The organism is Desulfosporosinus youngiae DSM 17734, assembly GCF_000244895.1.
GTDB lineage: Bacteria > Bacillota > Desulfitobacteriia > Desulfitobacteriales > Desulfitobacteriaceae > Desulfosporosinus > Desulfosporosinus youngiae.
Genome location: NZ_CM001441.1, coordinates 4336717 through 4357090 on the forward strand (window position 1 = coordinate 4336717; position 20374 = coordinate 4357090).

At 46.5% G+C, this 20374-nt stretch carries 20 protein-coding genes and 1 riboswitch; of the genes, 5 read left to right on the forward strand and 15 right to left on the reverse strand.

Annotated features, from left to right (window positions below):
• Position 1: 1 nt before the first annotated feature.
• The 5 genes from DESYODRAFT_RS20125 to DESYODRAFT_RS20145 all read right to left on the reverse strand — a co-directional run bounded on the left by DESYODRAFT_RS20125 (position 2) and on the right by DESYODRAFT_RS20145 (position 3923).
• Positions 2–655 carry an HlyD family secretion protein gene (locus DESYODRAFT_RS20125; RefSeq protein WP_007785908.1) on the reverse strand — a complete coding sequence of 218 codons (654 nt, stop codon included), beginning with the start codon at positions 653–655 and terminating at the stop codon, positions 2–4.
• Positions 656–670: 15 nt separating this feature from the next.
• The gene (locus DESYODRAFT_RS20130; protein ID WP_007785910.1) at positions 671–1636 is read right to left on the reverse strand and encodes an HlyD family secretion protein; all 966 of its coding nucleotides are present in this window, start codon (positions 1634–1636) and stop codon (positions 671–673) included.
• A gap of 362 nt (positions 1637–1998) precedes the next feature.
• Entirely contained in the window at positions 1999–2463 is a 465-nt protein-coding gene (locus DESYODRAFT_RS20135; protein WP_007785912.1) for a (2Fe-2S)-binding protein, read from the reverse strand.
• A complete protein-coding gene (locus DESYODRAFT_RS20140; RefSeq protein WP_007785914.1) occupies positions 2439–3344 on the reverse strand; it encodes an FAD binding domain-containing protein in 906 nt (301 codons plus the stop codon). The genes DESYODRAFT_RS20135 and DESYODRAFT_RS20140 overlap by 25 nt, the downstream gene beginning before the upstream one ends.
• Before the next feature lie 123 nt (positions 3345–3467).
• The gene (locus tag DESYODRAFT_RS20145) at positions 3468–3923 is read right to left on the reverse strand and encodes a hypothetical protein (RefSeq protein WP_007785916.1); all 456 of its coding nucleotides are present in this window, start codon (positions 3921–3923) and stop codon (positions 3468–3470) included.
• Between the two features lie 207 nt (positions 3924–4130).
• On the opposite strand from DESYODRAFT_RS20145, the gene DESYODRAFT_RS29630 reads away from it, so the two are divergent.
• Positions 4131–4262, forward strand: coding sequence for a hypothetical protein (locus tag DESYODRAFT_RS29630; protein ID WP_282433038.1), 132 nt, complete (start codon positions 4131–4133; stop codon positions 4260–4262).
• A gap of 148 nt (positions 4263–4410) precedes the next feature.
• Here DESYODRAFT_RS29630 and DESYODRAFT_RS20150 read toward each other — a convergent pair whose 3' ends face one another.
• From DESYODRAFT_RS20150 to DESYODRAFT_RS20195, 10 genes are all read right to left on the reverse strand, one after another.
• Positions 4411–5352: an ABC transporter permease gene (locus DESYODRAFT_RS20150; protein WP_007785917.1), complete on the reverse strand. Its 942-nt coding sequence runs from the start codon at positions 5350–5352 to the stop codon at positions 4411–4413.
• Positions 5297–6388 carry an ABC transporter permease gene (locus DESYODRAFT_RS20155; RefSeq protein WP_007785918.1) on the reverse strand — a complete coding sequence of 364 codons (1092 nt, stop codon included), beginning with the start codon at positions 6386–6388 and terminating at the stop codon, positions 5297–5299. The genes DESYODRAFT_RS20150 and DESYODRAFT_RS20155 overlap by 56 nt, the downstream gene beginning before the upstream one ends.
• On the reverse strand, positions 6382–7908 hold the full coding sequence (locus DESYODRAFT_RS20160; RefSeq protein WP_007785919.1) for an ABC transporter ATP-binding protein: 1527 nt from the start codon (positions 7906–7908) through the stop codon (positions 6382–6384). Before DESYODRAFT_RS20160 ends, DESYODRAFT_RS20155 begins: the two co-directional genes overlap by 7 nt.
• Before the next feature lie 53 nt (positions 7909–7961).
• A complete protein-coding gene (locus DESYODRAFT_RS20165) occupies positions 7962–9002 on the reverse strand; it encodes a BMP family protein (protein WP_007785920.1) in 1041 nt (346 codons plus the stop codon).
• An 83-nt stretch (positions 9003–9085) separates the two neighbouring features.
• Positions 9086–11197, reverse strand: coding sequence for a xanthine dehydrogenase family protein molybdopterin-binding subunit (locus tag DESYODRAFT_RS20170; RefSeq protein WP_242833711.1), 2112 nt, complete (start codon positions 11195–11197; stop codon positions 9086–9088).
• A 15-nt stretch (positions 11198–11212) separates the two neighbouring features.
• Complete coding sequence (gene ade, locus DESYODRAFT_RS20175) at positions 11213–13000, reverse strand: adenine deaminase (RefSeq protein WP_007785922.1); 1788 nt, start codon at positions 12998–13000, stop codon at positions 11213–11215.
• A complete protein-coding gene (locus DESYODRAFT_RS20180) occupies positions 12997–13740 on the reverse strand; it encodes a GntR family transcriptional regulator (RefSeq protein ID WP_007785924.1) in 744 nt (247 codons plus the stop codon). Before DESYODRAFT_RS20180 ends, ade begins: the two co-directional genes overlap by 4 nt.
• A 315-nt stretch (positions 13741–14055) precedes the next feature.
• A riboswitch (purine riboswitch) is annotated at positions 14056–14157 on the reverse strand.
• 98 nt (positions 14158–14255) lie between these two features.
• Positions 14256–15143, reverse strand: coding sequence for a hypothetical protein (locus DESYODRAFT_RS20185; RefSeq protein WP_007785926.1), 888 nt, complete (start codon positions 15141–15143; stop codon positions 14256–14258).
• Between the two features lie 47 nt (positions 15144–15190).
• Positions 15191–16636 carry a sensor histidine kinase gene (locus DESYODRAFT_RS20190; RefSeq protein ID WP_007785928.1) on the reverse strand — a complete coding sequence of 482 codons (1446 nt, stop codon included), beginning with the start codon at positions 16634–16636 and terminating at the stop codon, positions 15191–15193.
• Entirely contained in the window at positions 16636–17289 is a 654-nt protein-coding gene (locus tag DESYODRAFT_RS20195) for a response regulator transcription factor (RefSeq protein ID WP_007785930.1), read from the reverse strand. The genes DESYODRAFT_RS20190 and DESYODRAFT_RS20195 overlap by 1 nt, the downstream gene beginning before the upstream one ends.
• 240 nt (positions 17290–17529) lie before the next feature.
• Here DESYODRAFT_RS20195 and DESYODRAFT_RS20200 point away from each other — a divergent pair, with 240 nt between their 5' ends.
• From DESYODRAFT_RS20200 to DESYODRAFT_RS20215, 4 genes are all read left to right on the forward strand, one after another.
• Entirely contained in the window at positions 17530–17901 is a 372-nt protein-coding gene (locus tag DESYODRAFT_RS20200; RefSeq protein WP_007785932.1) for a GntR family transcriptional regulator, read from the forward strand.
• Positions 17898–18596: an ABC transporter ATP-binding protein gene (locus tag DESYODRAFT_RS20205; RefSeq protein WP_007785934.1), complete on the forward strand. Its 699-nt coding sequence runs from the start codon at positions 17898–17900 to the stop codon at positions 18594–18596. Before DESYODRAFT_RS20200 ends, DESYODRAFT_RS20205 begins: the two co-directional genes overlap by 4 nt.
• Complete coding sequence (locus DESYODRAFT_RS20210) at positions 18590–19390, forward strand: hypothetical protein (RefSeq protein ID WP_007785935.1); 801 nt, start codon at positions 18590–18592, stop codon at positions 19388–19390. The genes DESYODRAFT_RS20205 and DESYODRAFT_RS20210 overlap by 7 nt, the downstream gene beginning before the upstream one ends.
• A 224-nt stretch (positions 19391–19614) precedes the next feature.
• Positions 19615–20151: a hypothetical protein gene (locus tag DESYODRAFT_RS20215; RefSeq protein WP_007785936.1), complete on the forward strand. Its 537-nt coding sequence runs from the start codon at positions 19615–19617 to the stop codon at positions 20149–20151.
• Positions 20152–20374: the final 223 nt, after the last annotated feature.

The window sequence follows — 20374 nt, forward strand, 5'->3', positions numbered from 1 at the left end:
ATTACTTTATATGGATCTTCACAATAGCATTAGTGCCAGGCAGTAACGTGACATCATTTTTATCAAACTCTATTTTTACAGGAATCTTCTGGATTACCTTGGTAAATGTACCGCTGGTGGATGAAGGGAGCAAAGCAAAGGTTGAGTTTGAAGCCTTTCCCACCTGCTTTATTTTTCCTGTAAATGACTTGTCAGAATATTGATCAATGGTGATGTCCACAAGCTGCCCTTCCTTGATTTTTATCAGCTTTGTTTCATCAATGTTGGCGCTAATATAGAGCTTTTCCGGGTCAACGATGATGGCAACTGTTTGACCGGTAGAAATATATTCCCCGACAGTCCCTTGCTTCTTAATAACGATCCCACCGATAGGTGCTCTAAAAACAGATTGATCAATGTTGGACTCTTGGAGACTGCTCAGTCCTTGACGCCCCAGGATCTGATCCTTAACAACAATATCTCCCTCTTCAACATTCAGTTCTAAAAGCTTCCCGGAAATCTGGGGACTGACACTTACCAAATCTCCTGTCACCCGGGCATCTTCTGTTGAAACATAATAAGCATTTTGGTACCAGTAATAGCCGCCAACACTGGCTAACGCTATAATCATTGCTGCAATTATTAACGTGATTAATTTCTTTCGCTTGTCAGCCATCTTCCTCACCCACCCTTATTTAATCAAGCCAATTTCGGCCAGCATTCCCGGTTTCAATATTGAATCCTGGTTATCGACATTTATTCTCACTAAAACACTCTTACTGCGGGAATCAATAACAGGATCTATCACAGATATTTTTCCCTTAAACTGTTGTTCTTGAATGTCCGGTACTTTAACCACAACTTCGTCTCCAACATGAACATCTCCAATAAGTCCATCCGGCAATGAAGCCTTAACAAACAGCGAGTCCGGCTTAACGACTGAAATCAAGGTGACTCCCGGAGCGGCAAGTTCGCCCAGATTAATATTTTTTGCACTTACAACTCCGGAGATCGGCGCTACAAGGGATCCATTGGCTAACTGAGTCTGGGCAAGTTCTAAGGCTGCCTGAGATTGAGCTACCTGCGCCCTTAAGACATTCAGGGACTCTTCAGATTCACCTTTGACTAATAGGTTTAGTTGGTTTTGCGCGGAATCGTATTGTGCCTGAGCCGCAGCCAACTGAGTCTGAGCAGATTCCAACTGGGCTTGAGATATAGCTCCGGCTGCTAAAAGCTGTTGATTCCGATCAACATTAGTTTTAGAATTGGTATAGCTAACTTGGGCACTTGCTAAGGCTGACTCTGCCTGGGCAATCTGCTCGGGCCGCGCTCCTGCTTCCATCTTGAGCAGATTGGCCTGAGCAGTATTAACACCTGCCTGAGCCTGGGCCACCTGGGCTTCAATATCCTTCGTGTCCAGGGTAATTAACAAATCACCCTTCTGCACCACTGAGCCAACCTCAACGGAAATACTAGCTACTTTAGCAGACAACTTACTGGTGATTTGAGCTTTTTCGTTGGCGTCTATAATTCCAGCCATTACAAAAACCGGTTTACTTACTTCAGCCACAGCATCTGTTTCAACCTTTGGGCTTGAACCACTGCACCCTGTAAGCAAAACACTCATCATTAATAAAATACCAACCGCCCTTTTCATTCCAATCCTCCTTCGTTTGTGTAAGAATCGTTCGTATACATACATTTAGAGCACGATTTAATTTACTGCCATTTGAATTCTATGTCAATACCTTTTTTCGATGATTTTTATTCAGATTTTATCATTGAGGACATTCGGAAGTGCTAAAGCTTTCTCGAACGCAAAAGCCATAAATGTAACAGGATTGCTCCTGAGTTTTATAAAAGGGCGCCCATCAGCCAAACCTGATGGGCGCCCTTTATATGGTTATTTTATCCGGGTTTCAACCTCCGTCACAAAGGGATAGAACAACCTTTCCGGAAAGTACGTGTTATTGAGACAGGTCAATTTTGATATGCCTTTACTGCTTTCCTGGCTCCTTGCTATGCACGAGCCGCAATTTTAACCGCATCAACAATCTTCTGATAACCCGTACAGCGGCACAAATTGCCCGACAGGCCACGCCGGATTTCTTCCTCGCTGGGACTTGGCACTTTATCAAGGAGTGCTTTGGCCGCCAAAACCATACCCGGGGTGCAATAACCGCACTGAATGGCTCCCACCTCAATGAAAGCCTGTTGAATGGGATGAAGATGATCTTCCCTCCCCACCCCTTCAATCGTCAGCACCTCTCGGCCCTCTGCCTGAATGGCCAGTACCAAGCAGGAGTTAACAAGCTCTCCATCCAGAAGCACACTGCAGGCCCCGCAATCTCCTTCCCCGCATCCTTCCTTGGTTCCTGTGAGTCCCAGGACTTCCCGAAGAAGATAAAGCAGCGTGCGGTGTTCTTCGACCTGAACGACAACCGGGCTGCCGTTGACAATTAATCGAACTGTTTTAGCTGCCATTGCCCACCCTCCTTTGAACCTGTAAGTAAGCGCAGTGCCTCTTCAAATAAGACTTGAGCAAGATAACGTCTGTATTCCGCAGACGCTCTGAGATCTGAGATTGGTGAAATTTCGTTTTGCACGATCTTACCGGCCTCTTTGATCACTTTCTCATCAAGCCTTTGACCCTTGAGAAACTCTTCAGCCTTATTTAGACGAACAGGCGTTGGAGCAATTGATCCCAACGCTATACGAGCCTCTAAGCACGCAACCGTATTCTCATCAAGTTCGAAGCTAACGGCCAGATTGACGAGGGAGATTGCTAAGGCCTTACGCAGACCTGACTTTAAAAAGATCGATCGCCGGTTAGGGTTAATATTAATACTAACCTTTTCAATCAGCTCATTAGAACGAAGGTCGGTTTTACCCACTCCTAAGAAAAAGTCCGTTAAATTTAATTGCCGTTCCTTCACCAGACCGGAAGAATCCGCCGCGCTGACAAGGGTCAGAACAGCATCATGGACTAACAGCGGAGGAGCACAATCAGCGGCGGGGGAAGCACTCTGCAAATTCCCCCCCAATGTTCCCCGGTTTCGTATTTGCGGACTCCCTACAGCCCTTGCCCCCATACTCAGTGCCGAGCAATAGGTTTTAATAAGAGGATGCGCTTCAAGTTGAGAATGAGTCACCAGGGAACCAATTTCCAAGACCTGGCCCTTCAGTTGAATACTTTTCCAGGCTTCGAGCCTCGATAAATCGATCAAACCCTCCGGGGCAATTTTTCCCTTACCCAGGTCCACCAAAACATTCGTTCCTCCGGCAATCGGCAGATACTTCCCGGGTAAGCTTAAAGCTTGGAGTGCCTGAACGGGGGTCTCGGGAGAAAGGGCTTTAATACTCATAATACATTCCTCGATTACTGTTCTTTTTTATATCATTTCTTTATAGGTTTTTTTTTTTAGGTTATATCTTAGTTATTCGGGATTTATTTCTGATTTCGTTTCTTAGCCGTGTTTTTATAAAACTCATTGCTTAAGCTTCCTGAACTTCTCAATATAACTTCCATCAGCGATTTCCCGAAAGGCGTCCATATAATACTGCTGCTCACGATAATACAGCTTAACTCTCATCTTTTCACCGGGCAAACGTGAGGCGACAGTAAAGACAGCTTCTCCCGACCGCTTCCCTTCATCTAACGTGAGGTTATCCAGGTAAATGTAAAGTGGTGTGAGATAAGGATAGGATCGTTCATGAGCAAAATTCTTAACAAACTCCTCCCTGCCTGACAGCCCTTGGATTTCAGGCAGAAGATAAGAATATAGTTCCCCCGGATTATTTTCGTTGATGGCTTGGGCAAACCGGTTAGCTTGCAGTTCTGCTTGTACTTGACCCGGAGCATTCGAGCTCACTGTGCCGAGGAAAAGCAGTACAGCGATCATTACAACTCCGCCGATTCGAAGTCCGCACTTTAAGCTCCTCATTTTTTCAACCTCTTTTTACGTCTTAATGACCAATGTTTTTAAGCATTTTGTAATTATCAAACTGTTAGGTTTTTCATCCTTCTGCTGGTGCCGCACCAGCGGCATGGAGATCTAACCGAGAAAAGACTCCGAAGAAACCCTAAAGATTTGCAGAAGAACCCCCTGACCTGCAAGCCAGGGCAGCTTCCGCCCACAGAAGTGAACCCATTGCATGGAGAGGCGGTAAAAGCCCACAAGACGGTGCGGGGATACGGAGCCACGGGTTCACATCAGGTATTACCCGGAGGTTTGGCGAAGTCCCGCACCGGCGAGTGGGCCAGCCTCGGAATGCTGCGGTAAGCGGATGTGGGCGAAGCTGCCCGACCCAAAGGACCTATTTTCATCCTCTGCTGGTGCCGCCTTAGCGGCATGGGCGACTACTCTGAAAAAAGGAACCCAAAAGCTCCAAAACAATCTGAAGAATCCCCTGACCCGCGCGACCCCATTTTCACCGTTCCGACCGCGAATAAGGCAACGTATAAGCCGCCGGAAATTCCGCCTTCTTAGAAACACTCAACAAGACCAGAATAGTCAACGCATAAGGCAAGGCCAGGAGAAACTGATGCGGAATAGGAACCCCAATGGCCTGAAGCCTCATTTGCAGGGCACTTGCCCCTCCGAAGAGAAGCGCCGCACCCAAAGCTCTATAAGGATTCCAGCGGGCAAAAATGACCACAGCCACGGCAATAAACCCCCGGCCGGCAACCATCCCGTCGATAAAGGTATTCATAAAGCCGATGGAAAGGAAGGCTCCTCCCAGGCCCGCAAAAGCACCGCCGATCATCACGCAAAGGTAGCGGACTAAGGCGACATTAATTCCTTTGGAATCTGCGGCCCGGGGATTTTCCCCAACCGCGCGGACTTGAAGCCCGAAGCGGGTTTTCTCCAGCACGAAGGCCGTAAAAACGACGAGAATGAGGGTGAGATAGATCATAGCATTGTGATTAAAAAGCACCGGCCCGAGGAAAGGGATATCTGAAAGCAAAGGAATTTCAAGGGGAGCAAAGGATTCAATCTGAGGAGGGAGTTTTTGAATCCCAAACATCTCCCGAAACAAAAACGTGGATAATCCTGTCCCTAATATGGTAATGGCCGTCCCGGCAATGACCTGGTTGGCCTTGACCGTAATACTTAAAAAACCCATGATCAGAGAGAACAGGATTCCTGTGATCACCGCAGCTAATAGTCCTACCCATAAGTTCTGGGTAAAAAAGGTTCCCGCAAAACCGGCCAGGGCACCCATGAGCATAATACCTTCAAGCCCCAGATTAAGAATTCCCGAGCGCTGGGTAAAGATTTCCCCCAAGGCCGGCAAGAGAATCGGCATACTCATTCTAATGGCTCCCGCGAGCAGACTGACGAACCCCACTGTTAAAATGTCTGTTTGCAACGTTATCCCTCCATTGGGCGTATACCACCCGGCTTATTACGAAGACAATGACCAAACCCTGAATGACAGTTATTAATGAGAACGGTATTCCTGCCATGAGCTGCATGGTGTTCCCCCCCACCATTAAGGCGGCAAAGAAAAAGGAGGAGACGGCTATTCCCAAAGGATTCAGATTTCCGAGCAGGGCGATGACAATGGCCAGGTTTCCATAGCCTGAGGAGATATTATCCAAGAGACGGTATTGAACCCCTACCACTTCTCCCCAGCCGGCCACTCCGCAAAGTCCTGCCGAGATGACCATGGTCAGGATAATTGTTTTAGAAACGTCGATCCCGCAGTATTTGGCGCACTCCTTGTTTTCTCCCACCAGCTCAATCCGGAAGCCTAAGCTGGAACGCCAGAATAAATAACCTAAAAGAACAATGATCAGGGCGACAACGATTCCCATATGGAGACGTGTTCCGCTCAGAATAACCGGCAAATGATACTGCTGGGCGAGCAAAGGGGTTTGGGGAAAACCATGTCCGTCGGGATCGATCATCGGATAACGAATCAGCCAGCTTAACAGATAACCTGCAATGTAGTTCAGCATCAGGGTTGTAATAACTTCATTAGCGTTAAATTTTGCCCTCAGATATCCGGCCAATCCACCCCAAAGCGCCCCTCCGAGAAAGGCCGCCAAAAAAGAGAGGGGCAAGACTATAAACCCGGGTAAATTCAGGTTTAAAGCGACGAAGGCCGCAAAGATTGCGCCAAGGGTAAACTGCCCATCCCCTCCGATATTCCAGACCTGGCTTTTAAAGGCAATCGAGATTCCTAAAGCCATCACCATCAGCGGGGCTGTTCTAATGAGCACTTCCGCTATGCGGCTCGGGGAGCCAAAGGCGCTGGTGAGTAAGGTAGAGAACGCTTCGAGGGGATGATGATCTGAAACCAGGAGCAATAGGGCACTAACCCCAAAGGCCAGGGCTATGGTGACAACCGCAGGCAGGACACTGTGGCAAAACCCTTTGACAATACCGTTTTCCTTTAACATACTTTCACCTCTTCCGTCCTTACCCCGGCCATAAGCAGACCGATTTGCTCCACACCGGCCTGCCGGTCAAGGATGCCCATAATCTGTCCCTCGTACATCACGGCAATCCGATCGGACAGCTGCAGGATTTCCTCTAAATCCGCTGAAATCAGCAATACCCCCGCACCTTTGCCTGATTCCTCAAGGAGCTTTTGACGAACATACTCGGTTGCTCCGATATCTAACCCCCGGGTGGGTTGATTGGCAATGATAATCTCAGGCTTAGAACTTAATTCACGGGCCAAGATAACCTTTTGTTGATTCCCGCCGGAAAGATCCTTAACTTTCATATGGACACCATTCGCTTTGATGGCATACTCCTCCATGAGCCTTTCGGCATTCTTCTTAATGGCCCTGAAATTGAGCAGGCCCCGGCGGGAAAAACCGCCTTGCTTAAAGTCTTTGATGATTAAGTTCCTGGCGATACTCATATTCATGGCTAAGCCCGTCTTGTGGCGGTCTTCGGGAATATGAGCGATTCCTTCCTTAATAAAGGTTTGGGGGCTGGAACCCTTGAGTTCTTTGCCCCTTAAGAGGATTTCTCCCGAGGTCGCCGGCCTTAATCCGGTCAGGACTTCACAGAGTTCTTTCTGTCCATTGCCATCGACCCCGGCAAAGCCTAAGATTTCGCCGGCGCTTACGGAAAAGGAAACCCCTTTCAGGGCAGGAAGACCTTTATCATTTTGAGTACCTAACTGGTTGACCGTTAACTTGGCTGCCCCTGTTTTCGCGGCTTCGTGTTTAAAGTTAAATAAAACATCCCGGCCCACCATCATACTCGTAAGGTCACCCTTGGTGGTCTCAGGAGTGACCTTAGTCTGACCGGCGAGGCGTCCGTCACGTAAAACCGTGACCTCATCGACGATAGCCAGGATTTCCTCCAATTTATGGCTAATCAGAATAACGGACTTTCCGTCGTTCCGCATCATTCTCAATATTTCAAATAACTCCCGGGCTTCATTGGGGGTTAATACTGCCGTAGGCTCATCCAGAATCAGTATTTCTGCCCCGCGATAAAGAGCGGAGAGAATCTCAACCCTTTGTTGTTCACCGACTGAAAGCTGCCAAATCTTCGCTTTCGGTTCTACATTTAAATTAAAGCGTTGGGAAAGAGCAAGCAGCTCTTGCTCCACCCGGTTCGTATCAAGCAGCGGCCCCCGCTTCGAAGGAAGCCCCAGCATAATGTTCTCTACAACCGTCATTGGGCGTACAAGCATAAAATGCTGATGAACCATACCAACCCCCAGGCTCATCGCTTTTTGAGGACTATCGATTTTAACCTCCCGGCCATTAATCAGGATTTTGCCGCTTTCCGGCTGGTAAAGGCCATAAAGGCAATTCATAAGTGTGGTTTTTCCGGCACCATTTTCGCCAAGCAGTCCATGGATTGAACTTCTTCTCAACTGAAATTTAACGCTGTCATTAGCGGCTATCTTTTTGAAGACTTTGGTAATGTCTTGCATCTCAACGGCTAAATCCATCTGCTCCTACCCCCTCATGTAGACGAGCGGGGCCTGCAGGCCCCGCGGGAGAACTACTTTTCGAATTTGGGCATTTCAATTTTGTTATCGACAAACTCCTTCTTGACAGCTTCAAGTTTTGCTTTAACCTCGGCAGGAACCTGGCTATCCAGACTATGGAAGGGTGCAACCGTAACTCCGCCATTAGCGACGGTCAACATGTACTTTTTATCCGTTCTGTTCAGAAAGTTATCCCCTAAGATATCATCGATCATCTGCTTAATGACAGGTGTCCAGTTGTAGACAATTCCTGATAAGACATAATCGGGCACTAAAACGTTTTGATCGGCTACATTGCCTAAGACGAACTTCTTCTTTTCTTTAGCCGCATCAACGGCTCCCAGCCCGATGCCATCCCCTGAATGCCAGATGACATCTGCACCTGCATCGTACATTGACATGGCGCCTTCTTTAGCCTTGGCAGCATCACGCCAGTCACCCGTGTAGAGTTCCTGGATCTGAACCTCAGGATTAACCTTTTTCGCAGCAAATTTGAAGGCCTCATGTCCGCGATAGATTTCCACAGCGTCAGCGCCGCCTACCACCCCAAGCTTGTTGGTCTTGGTCATGAGTCCGGCGAGGGTTCCCATGAGATAGCCCCCGTCTTCCAGCTGAATATCATAAAGACAAGTATTGGCAGCGGTTTTATAGCCCGTTCCTAAGGCAAACTTGGTATTGGGAAACTCCGCGGCGACTTTGATCAGAGGTTCCTGGAATTGAAATCCATGGCCGATAATCAGATCAAAACCCTGAGTTGCGAAATCACGTAAAGCAGGTTCAATATTAGCAACTTCATAAACATTTTCTGAGTAGGTTACCTGAATTTTTCCGGCATAGTCTTGCTCTAAAGCCTTCATTCCTTCATACATCGCTTGGTTCCAGGAAACGTCATCCACCTTGCCGGGGAGAATTAAAGCAACCTTTAAAGGTTTAGCCCCGGAATCTTTGGCATCATCCCCTGAGTTTGAAGCAGGAGCCGACGAGCCCCCGCACCCGGTCACCAATAAACTGATCACCAACATAACCATACATAACAAACTGAGTTTCTTTTTCATTTGATCTTCTCTCCTCCAGATTTCAGATTGGATTGTTTGACCTTTGATGTCGATACTTTATCCCTGCTGACTCAGATCCCCCCTCAATCACTCCCTTTAGCTTTTATTAAATGCTTCACAAGTTTCTCCCGAGAAATAGGAAGCTCGGAAACGGAACATTGCAGGACATCACTCACTGCAGCGGTAATCGCCGGCGAAATCACAACCGTGCCCACCTCGGCGGCTCCTTTCAGTCCCATGGGACCTGATTCCTCATATTCGGTGACATTAACCGCGGTCATGGCCGGGGAATCTAAACTGGTAGGAATTAAATAGGTTGACAGACTTGTATTCCGGGGAATCCCCCGGTTAAATTCCAGATGCTCGCTTAAGGCGTAGCCAACCCCCATAACGATGCCCCCCTGGATTTGTCCCTCTAGGGCAGTGGGGTTAATCACTCTCCCGGCCTCAGTCACGGCAAAGACATCGAGCAGTTCGATTTCACCGGTTTTTTGTACTCGTACCTTAGCGGCTTGAGCAATAAAGGTATACATGCTGTGGGGTAAGCCAATCCCCAGGTCCGATTTTCTGACTTCCGGAAAAACGGCTTCCCCAACACCTTTGGGATACGGGACACCGGATTTCCGCTGCCGTTTCAAATCCTCGATGGCCTGAAGCAGGGCATTGCCACAGATATACGATGTTCGGGAGGCGGCCGTTGAACCACATTCATAGGTCCGCGCCGTATCCCCCATCACAATGTTTATCCGCTCCGGAGTCACCTGGAGGGCCTCGGCCGCCAACTGGACAAAGAGCGTACTGCTTCCTTGGCCGATCTCGACAGTGCCAATCTTTAACTGATAGGTACCATCGGCTAAGCTTTCAATTTCCACTTTGGCCTGATCCCTGATTCCCTTCCCCATGCCACAGCTTAGATAGCCGGCGGCCATTCCGTAGCCAATAGCAGGGTCTGTGTTGCGGCTGCGTTCCTGCCAAAGTGAAGAATTCTCTAATAATCCCAGGGCCTCTTTGAGCCCCACCGTATGCTCCATGGTATGGCCAAGACTCCCCTCGGCCCCTTTATATAAGGCATTGCGGGATCTCAGCTGAACCGGATCGATCTTCAGAAGCTTGGCGGCCCTATTTAAGAGGGTTTCCATGGCAAAAGCGGTCTGCGGAGCGCCAAACCCCCGCATCGCACTGGCAGGGGGTTTATTGGTATAACAGAGATAACCCTCCAGTGAAACATGATCTATAACATAAGGTCCGGCGGCATGTTCGATTCCCAAGCCAAGAACGGCCGGCCCTAAGGCCGCATAAGCGCCCGTATCATAGTGGATGACACCCTGATAAGCGGTAATCCGTCCGGAGGGTTCAAAACCCACCTTGACTTGAATCCTGGCGGCATGACGCTTATAGGTCGTTGCTAAGGATTCTTCCCGGGTAAACACTAATTTTGCAGGTCTGCCTGTCTTCAGGGTCACTAAGGCTAAATAAAGCTGTACCGTAATTCCGTCCTTACCCCCGAAGCCTCCTCCGATGGTTGCGGCATGGACCCGAATCAGCTCCAGGGGAATCCCCAAACAGCGCGAAATTTCCTCCCGGTCATAAAAAGGATTCTGAGTACCGGCGATGAGGTTTAACACCCCTGCCTCATCAAGAAAAGACACCCCTGCCTCCCGCTCAAGATAAAGGTGATCGACCACCGGAACCCGGAACTCATCTTCAAGCACAAGAAAACTATCCTTCAGGGCTTGTTCAGGCTTTCCCTTGGCAAAGGGAATATGTAATAAGAGGTTGCCCCCTTCATGAAGGGCAGGACTATTCTCCCTTAGAGCTGTGACCGGATCTGCGATCACCGGCAGGGGGTCGTAAAACACTTTAATCAAGCCGGCATACCGGCGGGCCTTTTCCGGAGTATCGGCGGCAATCAGGGCCAGGGGTTCACCATAATAGCGCACTTTTTCCCTGGCAAACACCGGCTGGTCTTTCAGGATGCTTCCGAAACTATTTTCTAAGACATCCTTTGCCGTAAAGCAATAAACCCCTTCAACTCCCCGGCAGGGCGTTGTATCCAGGGCCAGAATGTCAGCATGAGGTTCCGCTGAGCGAACCAGTTGCAGGTATAACATGCCGGGCAAGGAATAATCACTGGGGTAGCGGGCTTGTCCGGTAACCTTGGCAGCCCCATCAATTCGAGGCAGGGAGCTTCCCACAATGTTCAACGATTTTCACCTCTCAAACCGGGTTTCCAGAACGGTTTTAATAACACGATGTTCGAGTACATCAATCAGTCCATGATCCGTGAGACCCAGTTCAGGCACCGTGGGCAAGGATATGAAGGAAAGAGTCATAAAGGGAGCGGGCAGATCACACCCTAAGCTTCGGGCAACCTCATTGATTTGCAGCAATTGCTCCATGACTTCATTGGCGGGCAGGGGACTCATCAGACCCCCGATGGGCAATGGCAGAACCCCTAACACCTGACCGTCCTGAACGGCAGCGAAACCCCCCTGGTATTTGGCGATCTCCTGGGCCGCAAGATACATATCCTGATCATTCGTTCCTACGAGAACAATATTATGATGGTCATGGGATACGGACGAAGCCAGTGCTCCGGATTTAAGCTTAAATCCCCGGACGAATCCCACCCCGACTTGCCCGTTCTGCCCATATCGTTCCACAACAGCCAGCTTCAGAATATCCTGGGCAGGATCAGGCTGAACTTGACCGGCCTCGATCTTTAACCATTCCTGGGTGCCATAGTTAATGATTTGATCCGGATAGAGATTGATCACGTTAACCTTTGCACTGTCTCCGCCGGCCGCAACGGCAAAATCAGCAGGCTTAAAGCCCGGCGCTAATTTGACGGTTTCATTAAGAAACTCCGGAAACTGAATGATCCCTACTTCCTGGATAAGTTTGCCCTCTTGAGCTACAATTTGGCCATCCTTAAAGACATAAACGGGTTTAATGGTTTTTAAGTCATCCAAGAGCAGGAAGTCGGCATAACGCCCCGGAGTTAAGGCTCCGACAAGATGATCTAAGCGAAAGTGTTTGGCGGTATTAATGGTCGCCATCTTGATTGCCTTGATCGGGTCGAGACCTAAATCGATACTTTTTTGAACGTTGTAACTGATATGTCCTTCGGTGGCGATATCTGTGACATGTTTATCGTCGGTACAGAAAATCAGGTTCTCCGTGGGCAGGTTATGTTCGATGACCCCTTTGATCAGCGCCTCCACATTGCGTTCTGTACTGCCCTCCCGAATCAAGGCCTTAATTCCTAAGCGAAGACGTTCAAAGAGTTCCTCATAAACCACGGATTCGTGGTCATCCGAGAGTCCTGCCGTGGCATAGACATTCAATTTATCCCATGTCAGTCCGATGGCATGACCATTGGCGACCTTGCCCTGGGCCCGGGCACTTAAAACCTTAGCTAAATACTCCTCACGAACCCCTAAGATTTTCGAGGGATCAAGTTCCCCAAGGCTGGCGGAAATAGAGGATTTTAAAAGTTCTTCGACTTCTGCAACTCCTAAGACTCCGCCGGTTGTCTCCAAGCCTGGAGCCGTCGGAACTCTGGAAGGTACTTCAAGATAGATGCGATAAGGCAATTCCGAGATATCACTTAATAAAGCTTCTAAGCCCTTAATCCCTGCAACATTGGCAATTTCCATGGCATCGACGAAGAGAACGGTCGTACCCCAAGGAACAATGACACTGGCCAATGCCTGGGGTGTGAGTAAGGTGGGTTCGATATGAATGTGAGCATCCATAAAACCGGGAACAGCATAGCGGCCCCCTGCATCAAAGACATGTTCGGCTTTAACCTTCCAAGAGGGATTAATAGCAACGATGCGCCCGTTTTTGATCACCATTTCTCCGGGGTAGACGGTATCCGTAAAAACATCTAATATTTGCAGATTGGTAATATGCAGATCTGCCGTTTCTTCCCCTAAGGCAACTCTGAGTTCCTGAGCTAATGTCAAAACCGTTTCTTTCATAGTTACACTCAAACCTTTCTCCTTAAAACAGTAAATTCTAAAATTCCAGGTGCATAATATTCCTTGGACCATAGAACCGGCCGCTGTTGAATGTCATACCCCACCTCATCCAGGTACAGGATGGGACTTCCTTCAGGAACTCCCAAAGCGGCTGCCAGATTCTGATCGGCTAAGCAAGGCTCTATCTTCGTGAGATCCATTTCGACTGAACAATGGCAGAAACGCTCCAGGAACTGGAAAATGGGCGGCTCTAAATCACTGGTCTGATAGGTTGGGTCCATCACCAATTTCTGAGGTATATGGTCAACACAGAGGATGGCCGGCTTCTGATCGGCAAGAATGAGCCGTTCAACAACGATTAGTCCGTCCCCCTCATTAACCCCAAGATGCTTCGCGGCGATTGGACCGGCCTTACTCATACTGGGTTTTACATAAGCAATCTTTGGAATATATCCCACATCGGCAATTTCTTCGAGAAACTCCTTCTCCAAATCGAGTCGCGAAGCAACTTGAAGAACATGGTTATTGATGATCGTCCCGATTCCCCTGCGCCGGGTTATAAAACCCTGACCTTCTAAGGCGGCAAGCACATCACGGACAACGCTTCGACTAACCCCTAGTTTTTGGGCAAGAAGCTCTTCCGAAGGCAGCCTCCCCGTCTTTTCAAACGCACCGTCACGCAGCATGGCAATCATGACTTTACGGGCTTTATCGGACAGCTCTTCGTTATCTATCTTAGGAATCTGTGGCATAATGCACCTCTTAACTGTTAGAATTTTTCTGATCACCTGCTAAAGTAAACTTAGCTGGCACCCGAAGACACTGTCTTCGCACGAATTGACTTTCTTGCAGGATGCGGCGAAGCTGCCCGACCCGAGCGACTCCATTTTCATCCTCTGCTGATGCCGCAAAGCGGCATGTGGTCTGATCGTATAAAATAGCCTCATTAAATGACAACCGATAAGTAATAAGTCATAAGTCATACTTATTTTTAAGTAAAGTTAAACCCAGGCATCAAATCATAACTCAAAAAAATGAGTGAAATTTGACCGCCTGGGTTCTCTCCTGTCGGTGTACTTTTCGCTCATAGTCAAACAATTTACGGTTGTTTGGTAGAAACTTGCGGACCCTATCTCCGCTATTATATGAACTCTCATGGATATTAACTTGTTTAAAGTTTAACAAAGACATGCGGGTTGGTCAACTAGTAAATCGAACATTTTTTGCTCTCAGATGGGAAACTTTAACTGATTGGTGTCCCAAACCATTAACCAACCCCATCAGTTGTCGGCGGATTGTAATCAAAACTGCCGTCATAACCATTGGGGAAATATACATAGGCTGCCATATCCTTATCTTCACCGGTTAAGCGAACTGCGCATGCAGATCCATCCGATAATTCACATACAACCGAGACGCCGCCTGCCGGGGTTGCCGATACCACTTTACTGCCGGTTATTGAAACATTCTCAGCCATTAATTTGGCTATGGCTTCCTCAGCCTTATTCTTCCATTCCGGATCGCCGAGGTTTTTGTCGTTATTATTATTCTCTGTGAAATTACGGTCATAAGAACTTAGATTAAGTATGGTTCCGTTCACAGAGTCCACGCCGGCAAGATATGATTTAACATCCTTGCGATCCTTATTCTGCATTTCTTCGGGTGAGCGAAAGATGACGGTCCAATTATCGGAGTTTGGAACGGAGCTTCTTGAAAAGCTTGCTTCAGCAGTGTACCCTTGGAAATCGACTCCATAAGCCTTTTTTAGTATGCTTTCGGCTTCAGCGGCAGCTTGCTGCGCTGAAATATCCTTTTCACCGGGAATCATATTGGCCAAAATCGCCTTGCATTTTTCCTCGATCTGTTCGGGAGTGATGCTTTCTATCATGCTTAACTTTTGTTCAATCAACGCTTTCCGGTCATTTACGCTCTTGGATAGGTCGATTACGGTATAGTTCGGTAAAACTCCGGCGTTGGAAGCTTGGCCTTGATTAGTCTGGGTAACAGGGGCTGTAATAGGAGCCGCATTGTTTAAAGCATTTGTTGGCACATCAGGACTTAGAGCGTAAGCCATTGCAGAGCTGCTTCCTATTATTAAAGCAGTTGCTGCAGCGAATACCCAGGTTTTATTAGCGATTGTTCGGAACTTTGTCATTTCAATAATCTCCTTTTCAATTGATGTATTGTAGTCCTACAAGTACATCATACCTCCTTGTGCATTACCAAGTTTTCAGGAGGTTGTAAATGAGTTGTAAAAATAACCTGTACAGTTGTCCCGATTCCTGAACTGGAGTTAATTCTTAACTCCGCTCCATGTAAGTGGGCAATCTCCCTGCAAAGTGACAACCCCAGTCCTATCCCTCCTGCGCTTCGTGAACGCGCCGGATCGACACGATAAAAGGGTTCACACACTAATGCCGTTTGTTCTTCGTCCATGCCCCAGCCATAATCTCTTACTTCAAGTATAGGGAACCGCTCACAATAGGCTCTCAGTTCGATGATCGAATCCCTGGCCGATGCCTTGAGGGCGTTATCTACAAGGTTCACCAACATTGACTGCAGAAGAATGGAATCCCCTGTTAATTCCTCTAATGAGGAAGAGATCTCTAATTTGATACCTTTCGACCTTAATTTTGTTTGCATCCCGCTTTGGACTTGATCAAACAATTCTCTGGGATTCATTCGCTGCAAATCCAGCTTGCTGTTTTTTACAAGTGCCAAATCAAGGAGCTTAAAGGCCAGGTTTTTCATTCTGTCAGTTTCGCTCATAATATAACCGGCCGCTTTTATACGGTTCTGTTCACTGGTATTGGCATTTTGCAAATATTCGGCATAGCCGCGAATCGCCGTAAGAGGGGTTCTCAGCTCATGAGCCAAATTATCAACAAGGCGCTGTTTATCTTGGACATTTTTATCTAACTCGTTAATCTTCTCCTGAATGCTAATGGCCATCTGATTGAAGTTCTCTGCCAGTTCATGGAATTCATCCTTACCCGGCAGACTAACTCGCTCGTTATATATCCCACCGGATATTTTATTAGTAGCCTTTTGCATAATCCTTATCGGATGCGTGAGCTTTCTTAACAGCAATAGTAAAACTAAAGCCAGCACTGTTTCTACCGCCGCCGTTACCGTGATCAGATATCGGTTGAGCCGGGCGTGGGTTTGAAACAGTTCAGACAGGTCACGTACGTAGGTCAGAGTGTAGTCTTCATATTGCCCGCCAACTCTGCCGGTAATAGCTAAGTAGTATTTTCCGTTGCTCGACAGGACCTCAGTTTGATTGGCCTCTTTAGCAAGGCCTTCATCGTTAATTCCGGATGTGACGAGGTCGGGGATATTGGTGAACAAGCGCTGCTTAGCGTGATTAAGTTCAAGAAATACATTTTCCTTTTTATAATAATCAGCATAAGAGCGCATCAAGCTTTCTATAGAAGAGGACGTTGGCTCATTTTGTTCACGGTAGTATAGGCTGTTCAATGTTTCATTAACGCTCTTCGTGATGAAATGATATTCACTTGTCGCCCGGCCCATATCTCTCTCCATATTAAGGGAAAAGGAGTATTTAGAAGTCAGGTAGAGGCAGGTATTAATAGAAGCTATGAAAACTACCAAGATGGTGATAAATGCCTTTTGCCAGAACTTCACTAATCCACCTCCAGGCGATACCCCAGTTTATAGACCGTTCTGATTCTGTTTTCCCAGTTTAACTTTTTACGCAATTTTTGTATATGCACATCCACTGTTCTAGTCTCTCCAAAGTAGTCATAATTCCAAGCTTGTTTCAACAGTTTTTCACGAGACAGAGCGATATTTTTATTTTTAATCAGTATTTCCAGTAATTCATATTCCCGAAGGGTAAGCTCGATTTCACTACCGTTTACAGTAACCACTCGGCTTTGAAGGTTTACTACAGTGCCGTCAAGAGCAAAGATATTCACTGACCTTTGAGTACGACGGAGCACAGCTTCAATACGCGCCAGCAGCTCGACTGTTTCAAAGGGTTTAATGATATAATCGTCAGCACCTAGCTTAAGCCCTTTGACCCGATCAGACAGATTTCCCATTGCAGTAAGAAAAATGACGGGTGTATTCTCCGGAACTGTCCGCATCAGGGAAAAACCGTCTAGTCCCGGGAGCATTACATCCATTATTATGAGTTCATAAGTATTGTGATTTATATAGGCAAGAGCCTCATCGCCTTCAAAGGCCTGCTGACTGGTGTGTCCCACTAGCTCCAAATTCATGGCAATGAGGTCGTTAATGGGCTTTTCATCCTCAACTATGAGTATGTGGGCCATGAAACCACCTCCGCGTTTATTTTAGCACAGATATTAAATAGGAGATGTAAAAGGGTTGTAAAAAGCCCCAAATTCATAAGCCGTCAGAATGGCGGCTGTTTTCACTGATCCTGCCCCAGCTTTGCCCGGAGCCTTTTCTTAAATGCCTAAGAACGGTCCCTTTTTATGTTTGACAATAATTCAAAAAGAACGTATTATTGTATTAAGTGCATAATACAATAATACAAAGAGGTGATATAAATGCCTTGGGACTTAAAATCTGACAGACCTATTTACACCCAGCTGATCGAACAAATCAAGCTGATGATCTTTTCCGGGGTTTATCCCCTGGGGTCCAAACTCCCTTCAGTACGGGATATGGCGCAAGATGCCGCCGTCAATCCCAATACCATGCAAAAGGCTCTGGTGAAATTGGAGGAAGATGGTTTAATTATTACCCACCGCACCAGCGGTCGATCGATAACGGAGGATGCCAGTATGATTGAAAAGGCAAAAACCAAATTAGCTCAAGAGCAAATCTCAGAGTTCCTGGAAAAAATGCAGTTGCTGGGCTTTGAACGAACGGAAATCTTAACCCTAATTGATACCATGGTAAAGGAGATGAAGAAATGAGCGCAATATTGGAATGTAACGGTCTTACTAAAACGTTCGGAAGGAAAACAGCGGTATCCGACATTCATCTAACAATTGAGCGCGGACAAATCGTAGGGCTTCTGGGGCCGAACGGAAGCGGCAAAAGCACCATCATCAAACTTGCCAATGAACTCCTGACCCCCACCAGCGGAACAATTCTGATCGGAGGCAGGAAACCCGGTGTCGAGACTAAAAAGATTGTATCCTACCTGCCGGAAAAGACCTATTTGAATGATTGGATGCACGTACACCAAATCATTGAGCTCTTCTCCGATTTCTATGCTGATTTTAAACCGGAGAAAGCTTACGATATGCTTAAAAGCCTTAATATTAACCCTGATGATAAACTAAAAACCATGTCCAAAGGAACCAAGGAAAAAGTGCAGTTAATTCTTGTCATGAGCCGCGAAGCAGAACTTTATCTTTTGGATGAACCTATCGGCGGAGTAGACCCGGCGGCAAGGGATTATATTCTTAAAACCATTATCAGCAATTACAATGAAAATGCTACGGTGATTATCTCAACCCACCTCATTTCAGATATTGAGAATGTCTTGGATTACGTGGTATTTATAAATCAGGGCCAAGTCGTATTAACCTCTTCTGTCGATGCTATCCGGGAGGAAAAAGGTAAATCGGTGGATGTTTTATTCAGGGAGGTGTTCAAATGTTAAGCAGGCTCTTAAAGTATGAAATTAAAGCCACAGGAAGAATATTTCTGCCGATCTTCCTTGCTCTGTTGATGTTTGCAGGAATCACACGATTCTTTTCCGCGGTAGGTCCGGAGCAATGGGATACCCCCGCATTCATTATCATGGTCATCTATATCATGATTATGGCCGGAATGTTCGTCATGACTTTCATTATGATGATTCAGCGCTTTTATAAAAATCTGCTTTCCGATGAGGGCTATTTGATGCTTACCTTGCCGGTAAAGCCCTGGAAACACATCGTCAGTAAACTTCTGGTATCTATGATGTGGATCGTGATCAGTGGAATCGCCGCCTTTATTTCAATCCTGATGATCGCTCTTCAAAAAGGTGACCTCACGAAAATAAGCGCAGAACTTTCAGTCTTATACCACCAGGCGTATAATTATTTAGGCGCTTCCCTATACCTTTTATCGATCGAGCTGATCATAGTCCTTTTAATAGCCTTAGCTTCGGGTATTTTGATCGTTTATGCGTCAATTGCTATCGGACATCTATTCAACAGACATAAACTGTTAGCCTCCTTCGGTGCCTTCATTGTCTTAAGTACTCTTTCTCAAATTTTTTATACGCTCATCGCTCTGATCCACGGAAGCACCTATTTTCCCACTATTCATGTGTCAGCCGGTGATTTCATCAGCCGGCAGCCGCTGATTCAAGGGTTGATGGTCTATGGAATTATCTCCTCCGTCCTTCTATGTGCAGCTTACTTCACTATAACGAATTATATTTTAAGCAAGCGATTGAACTTGGAGTAAAACTAATCCGCCCGGAATGGGTAAATTAAGAAAGAGACTTGGAAAAATCCTTTTCCAGGTCTCTTCTCTTTACTTGCTTTTCTCTGATTAATATTCCCGCCTTTCAAGCAAGGGTATTAAATCAACCCCCCACCCTAAAGCAACTCTTAGTAAATATTTACCTTAGTAGTATTTTAAGAAATGGTAAAGATATAACCAGATTTTGAAAAAGAAGGTGGAGAATAATGCAGAAAATCAAAGATAAGTTAATCCTTGGTCTAGTGGTGGGTTTATTAGCTGACATTCCTAAGAATCTATTATGCCTGACGTTATTTAAAGCTGATATAACGACCCGCAAGTGCAGCGACCTGGCCGCAAGCGTTTTTATTCCTACATACAAAGTTTTCAGTAAAAAAGGAACGCTCTTTGGAATATTATGTGATTTTGTTGTGGGAAGTCTGAGCGGAATAGCAACCGTTTATTTGATTACATCCACAGGAAAGGTTACTAAAAAGAATGCGTTAATTAAAGGCTTATTGAGTGGTCTGGTTAGTTTTGGGATCTTTAGAGGGCTGTTTATAAAAGTTGGGACGAGCAAATGTCCTAAAGCGTATCCCAAGGATATGCTTACGAACATAACGATGAGTATAACCAGCTCTGTATGGGGGATTACAGCTGGATTACTTACCCTGTTGCTAGGTGATAAGGACTTATTGGAAGCAAAACCTTGTGTTCCAAGTAATCCTTCGGACAAAATTCAGCCATCACTCAAACTAAGTTAGCTTCGTTATAGCTAATCCTATAATTTCCCATAAGTCCTATTGACAGGAAAATAGTGCTATTATAATTTATAAGCAAACACCAATATAAGGAAGTTCCTCAACAATCTTCAGGCGAATTGCCATCCGAACTTAATGATAGTCGCGTTAGGCAATTTTTTTGTGACTCATTTTTGGGGTATTATAAGCTATTCTGTCAAAAACCGCATATCTTGGGACTTATTAA

Coding starts and splice junctions, on each gene's coding strand:
- DESYODRAFT_RS20185 (WP_007785926.1), bottom strand. CDS start 15,143: ATGACAAAGTTCCGAACAATCGCTAATAAAACCTGGGTATTCGCTGCA.
- DESYODRAFT_RS20210 (WP_007785935.1), top strand. CDS start 18,590: ATGTTAAGCAGGCTCTTAAAGTATGAAATTAAAGCCACAGGAAGAATA.
- DESYODRAFT_RS20155 (WP_007785918.1), bottom strand. CDS start 6,388: ATGTTAAAGGAAAACGGTATTGTCAAAGGGTTTTGCCACAGTGTCCTG.
- DESYODRAFT_RS20125 (WP_007785908.1), bottom strand. CDS start 655: ATGGCTGACAAGCGAAAGAAATTAATCACGTTAATAATTGCAGCAATG.
- DESYODRAFT_RS20160 (WP_007785919.1), bottom strand. CDS start 7,908: ATGGATTTAGCCGTTGAGATGCAAGACATTACCAAAGTCTTCAAAAAG.
- DESYODRAFT_RS20130 (WP_007785910.1), bottom strand. CDS start 1,636: ATGAAAAGGGCGGTTGGTATTTTATTAATGATGAGTGTTTTGCTTACA.
- DESYODRAFT_RS20205 (WP_007785934.1), top strand. CDS start 17,898: ATGAGCGCAATATTGGAATGTAACGGTCTTACTAAAACGTTCGGAAGG.
- DESYODRAFT_RS20145 (WP_007785916.1), bottom strand. CDS start 3,923: ATGAGGAGCTTAAAGTGCGGACTTCGAATCGGCGGAGTTGTAATGATC.
- DESYODRAFT_RS20135 (WP_007785912.1), bottom strand. CDS start 2,463: ATGGCAGCTAAAACAGTTCGATTAATTGTCAACGGCAGCCCGGTTGTC.
- DESYODRAFT_RS20215 (WP_007785936.1), top strand. CDS start 19,615: ATGCAGAAAATCAAAGATAAGTTAATCCTTGGTCTAGTGGTGGGTTTA.
- DESYODRAFT_RS20180 (WP_007785924.1), bottom strand. CDS start 13,740: ATGCCACAGATTCCTAAGATAGATAACGAAGAGCTGTCCGATAAAGCC.
- DESYODRAFT_RS20200 (WP_007785932.1), top strand. CDS start 17,530: ATGCCTTGGGACTTAAAATCTGACAGACCTATTTACACCCAGCTGATC.
- DESYODRAFT_RS20195 (WP_007785930.1), bottom strand. CDS start 17,289: ATGGCCCACATACTCATAGTTGAGGATGAAAAGCCCATTAACGACCTC.
- DESYODRAFT_RS20140 (WP_007785914.1), bottom strand. CDS start 3,344: ATGAGTATTAAAGCCCTTTCTCCCGAGACCCCCGTTCAGGCACTCCAA.
- DESYODRAFT_RS20165 (WP_007785920.1), bottom strand. CDS start 9,002: ATGAAAAAGAAACTCAGTTTGTTATGTATGGTTATGTTGGTGATCAGT.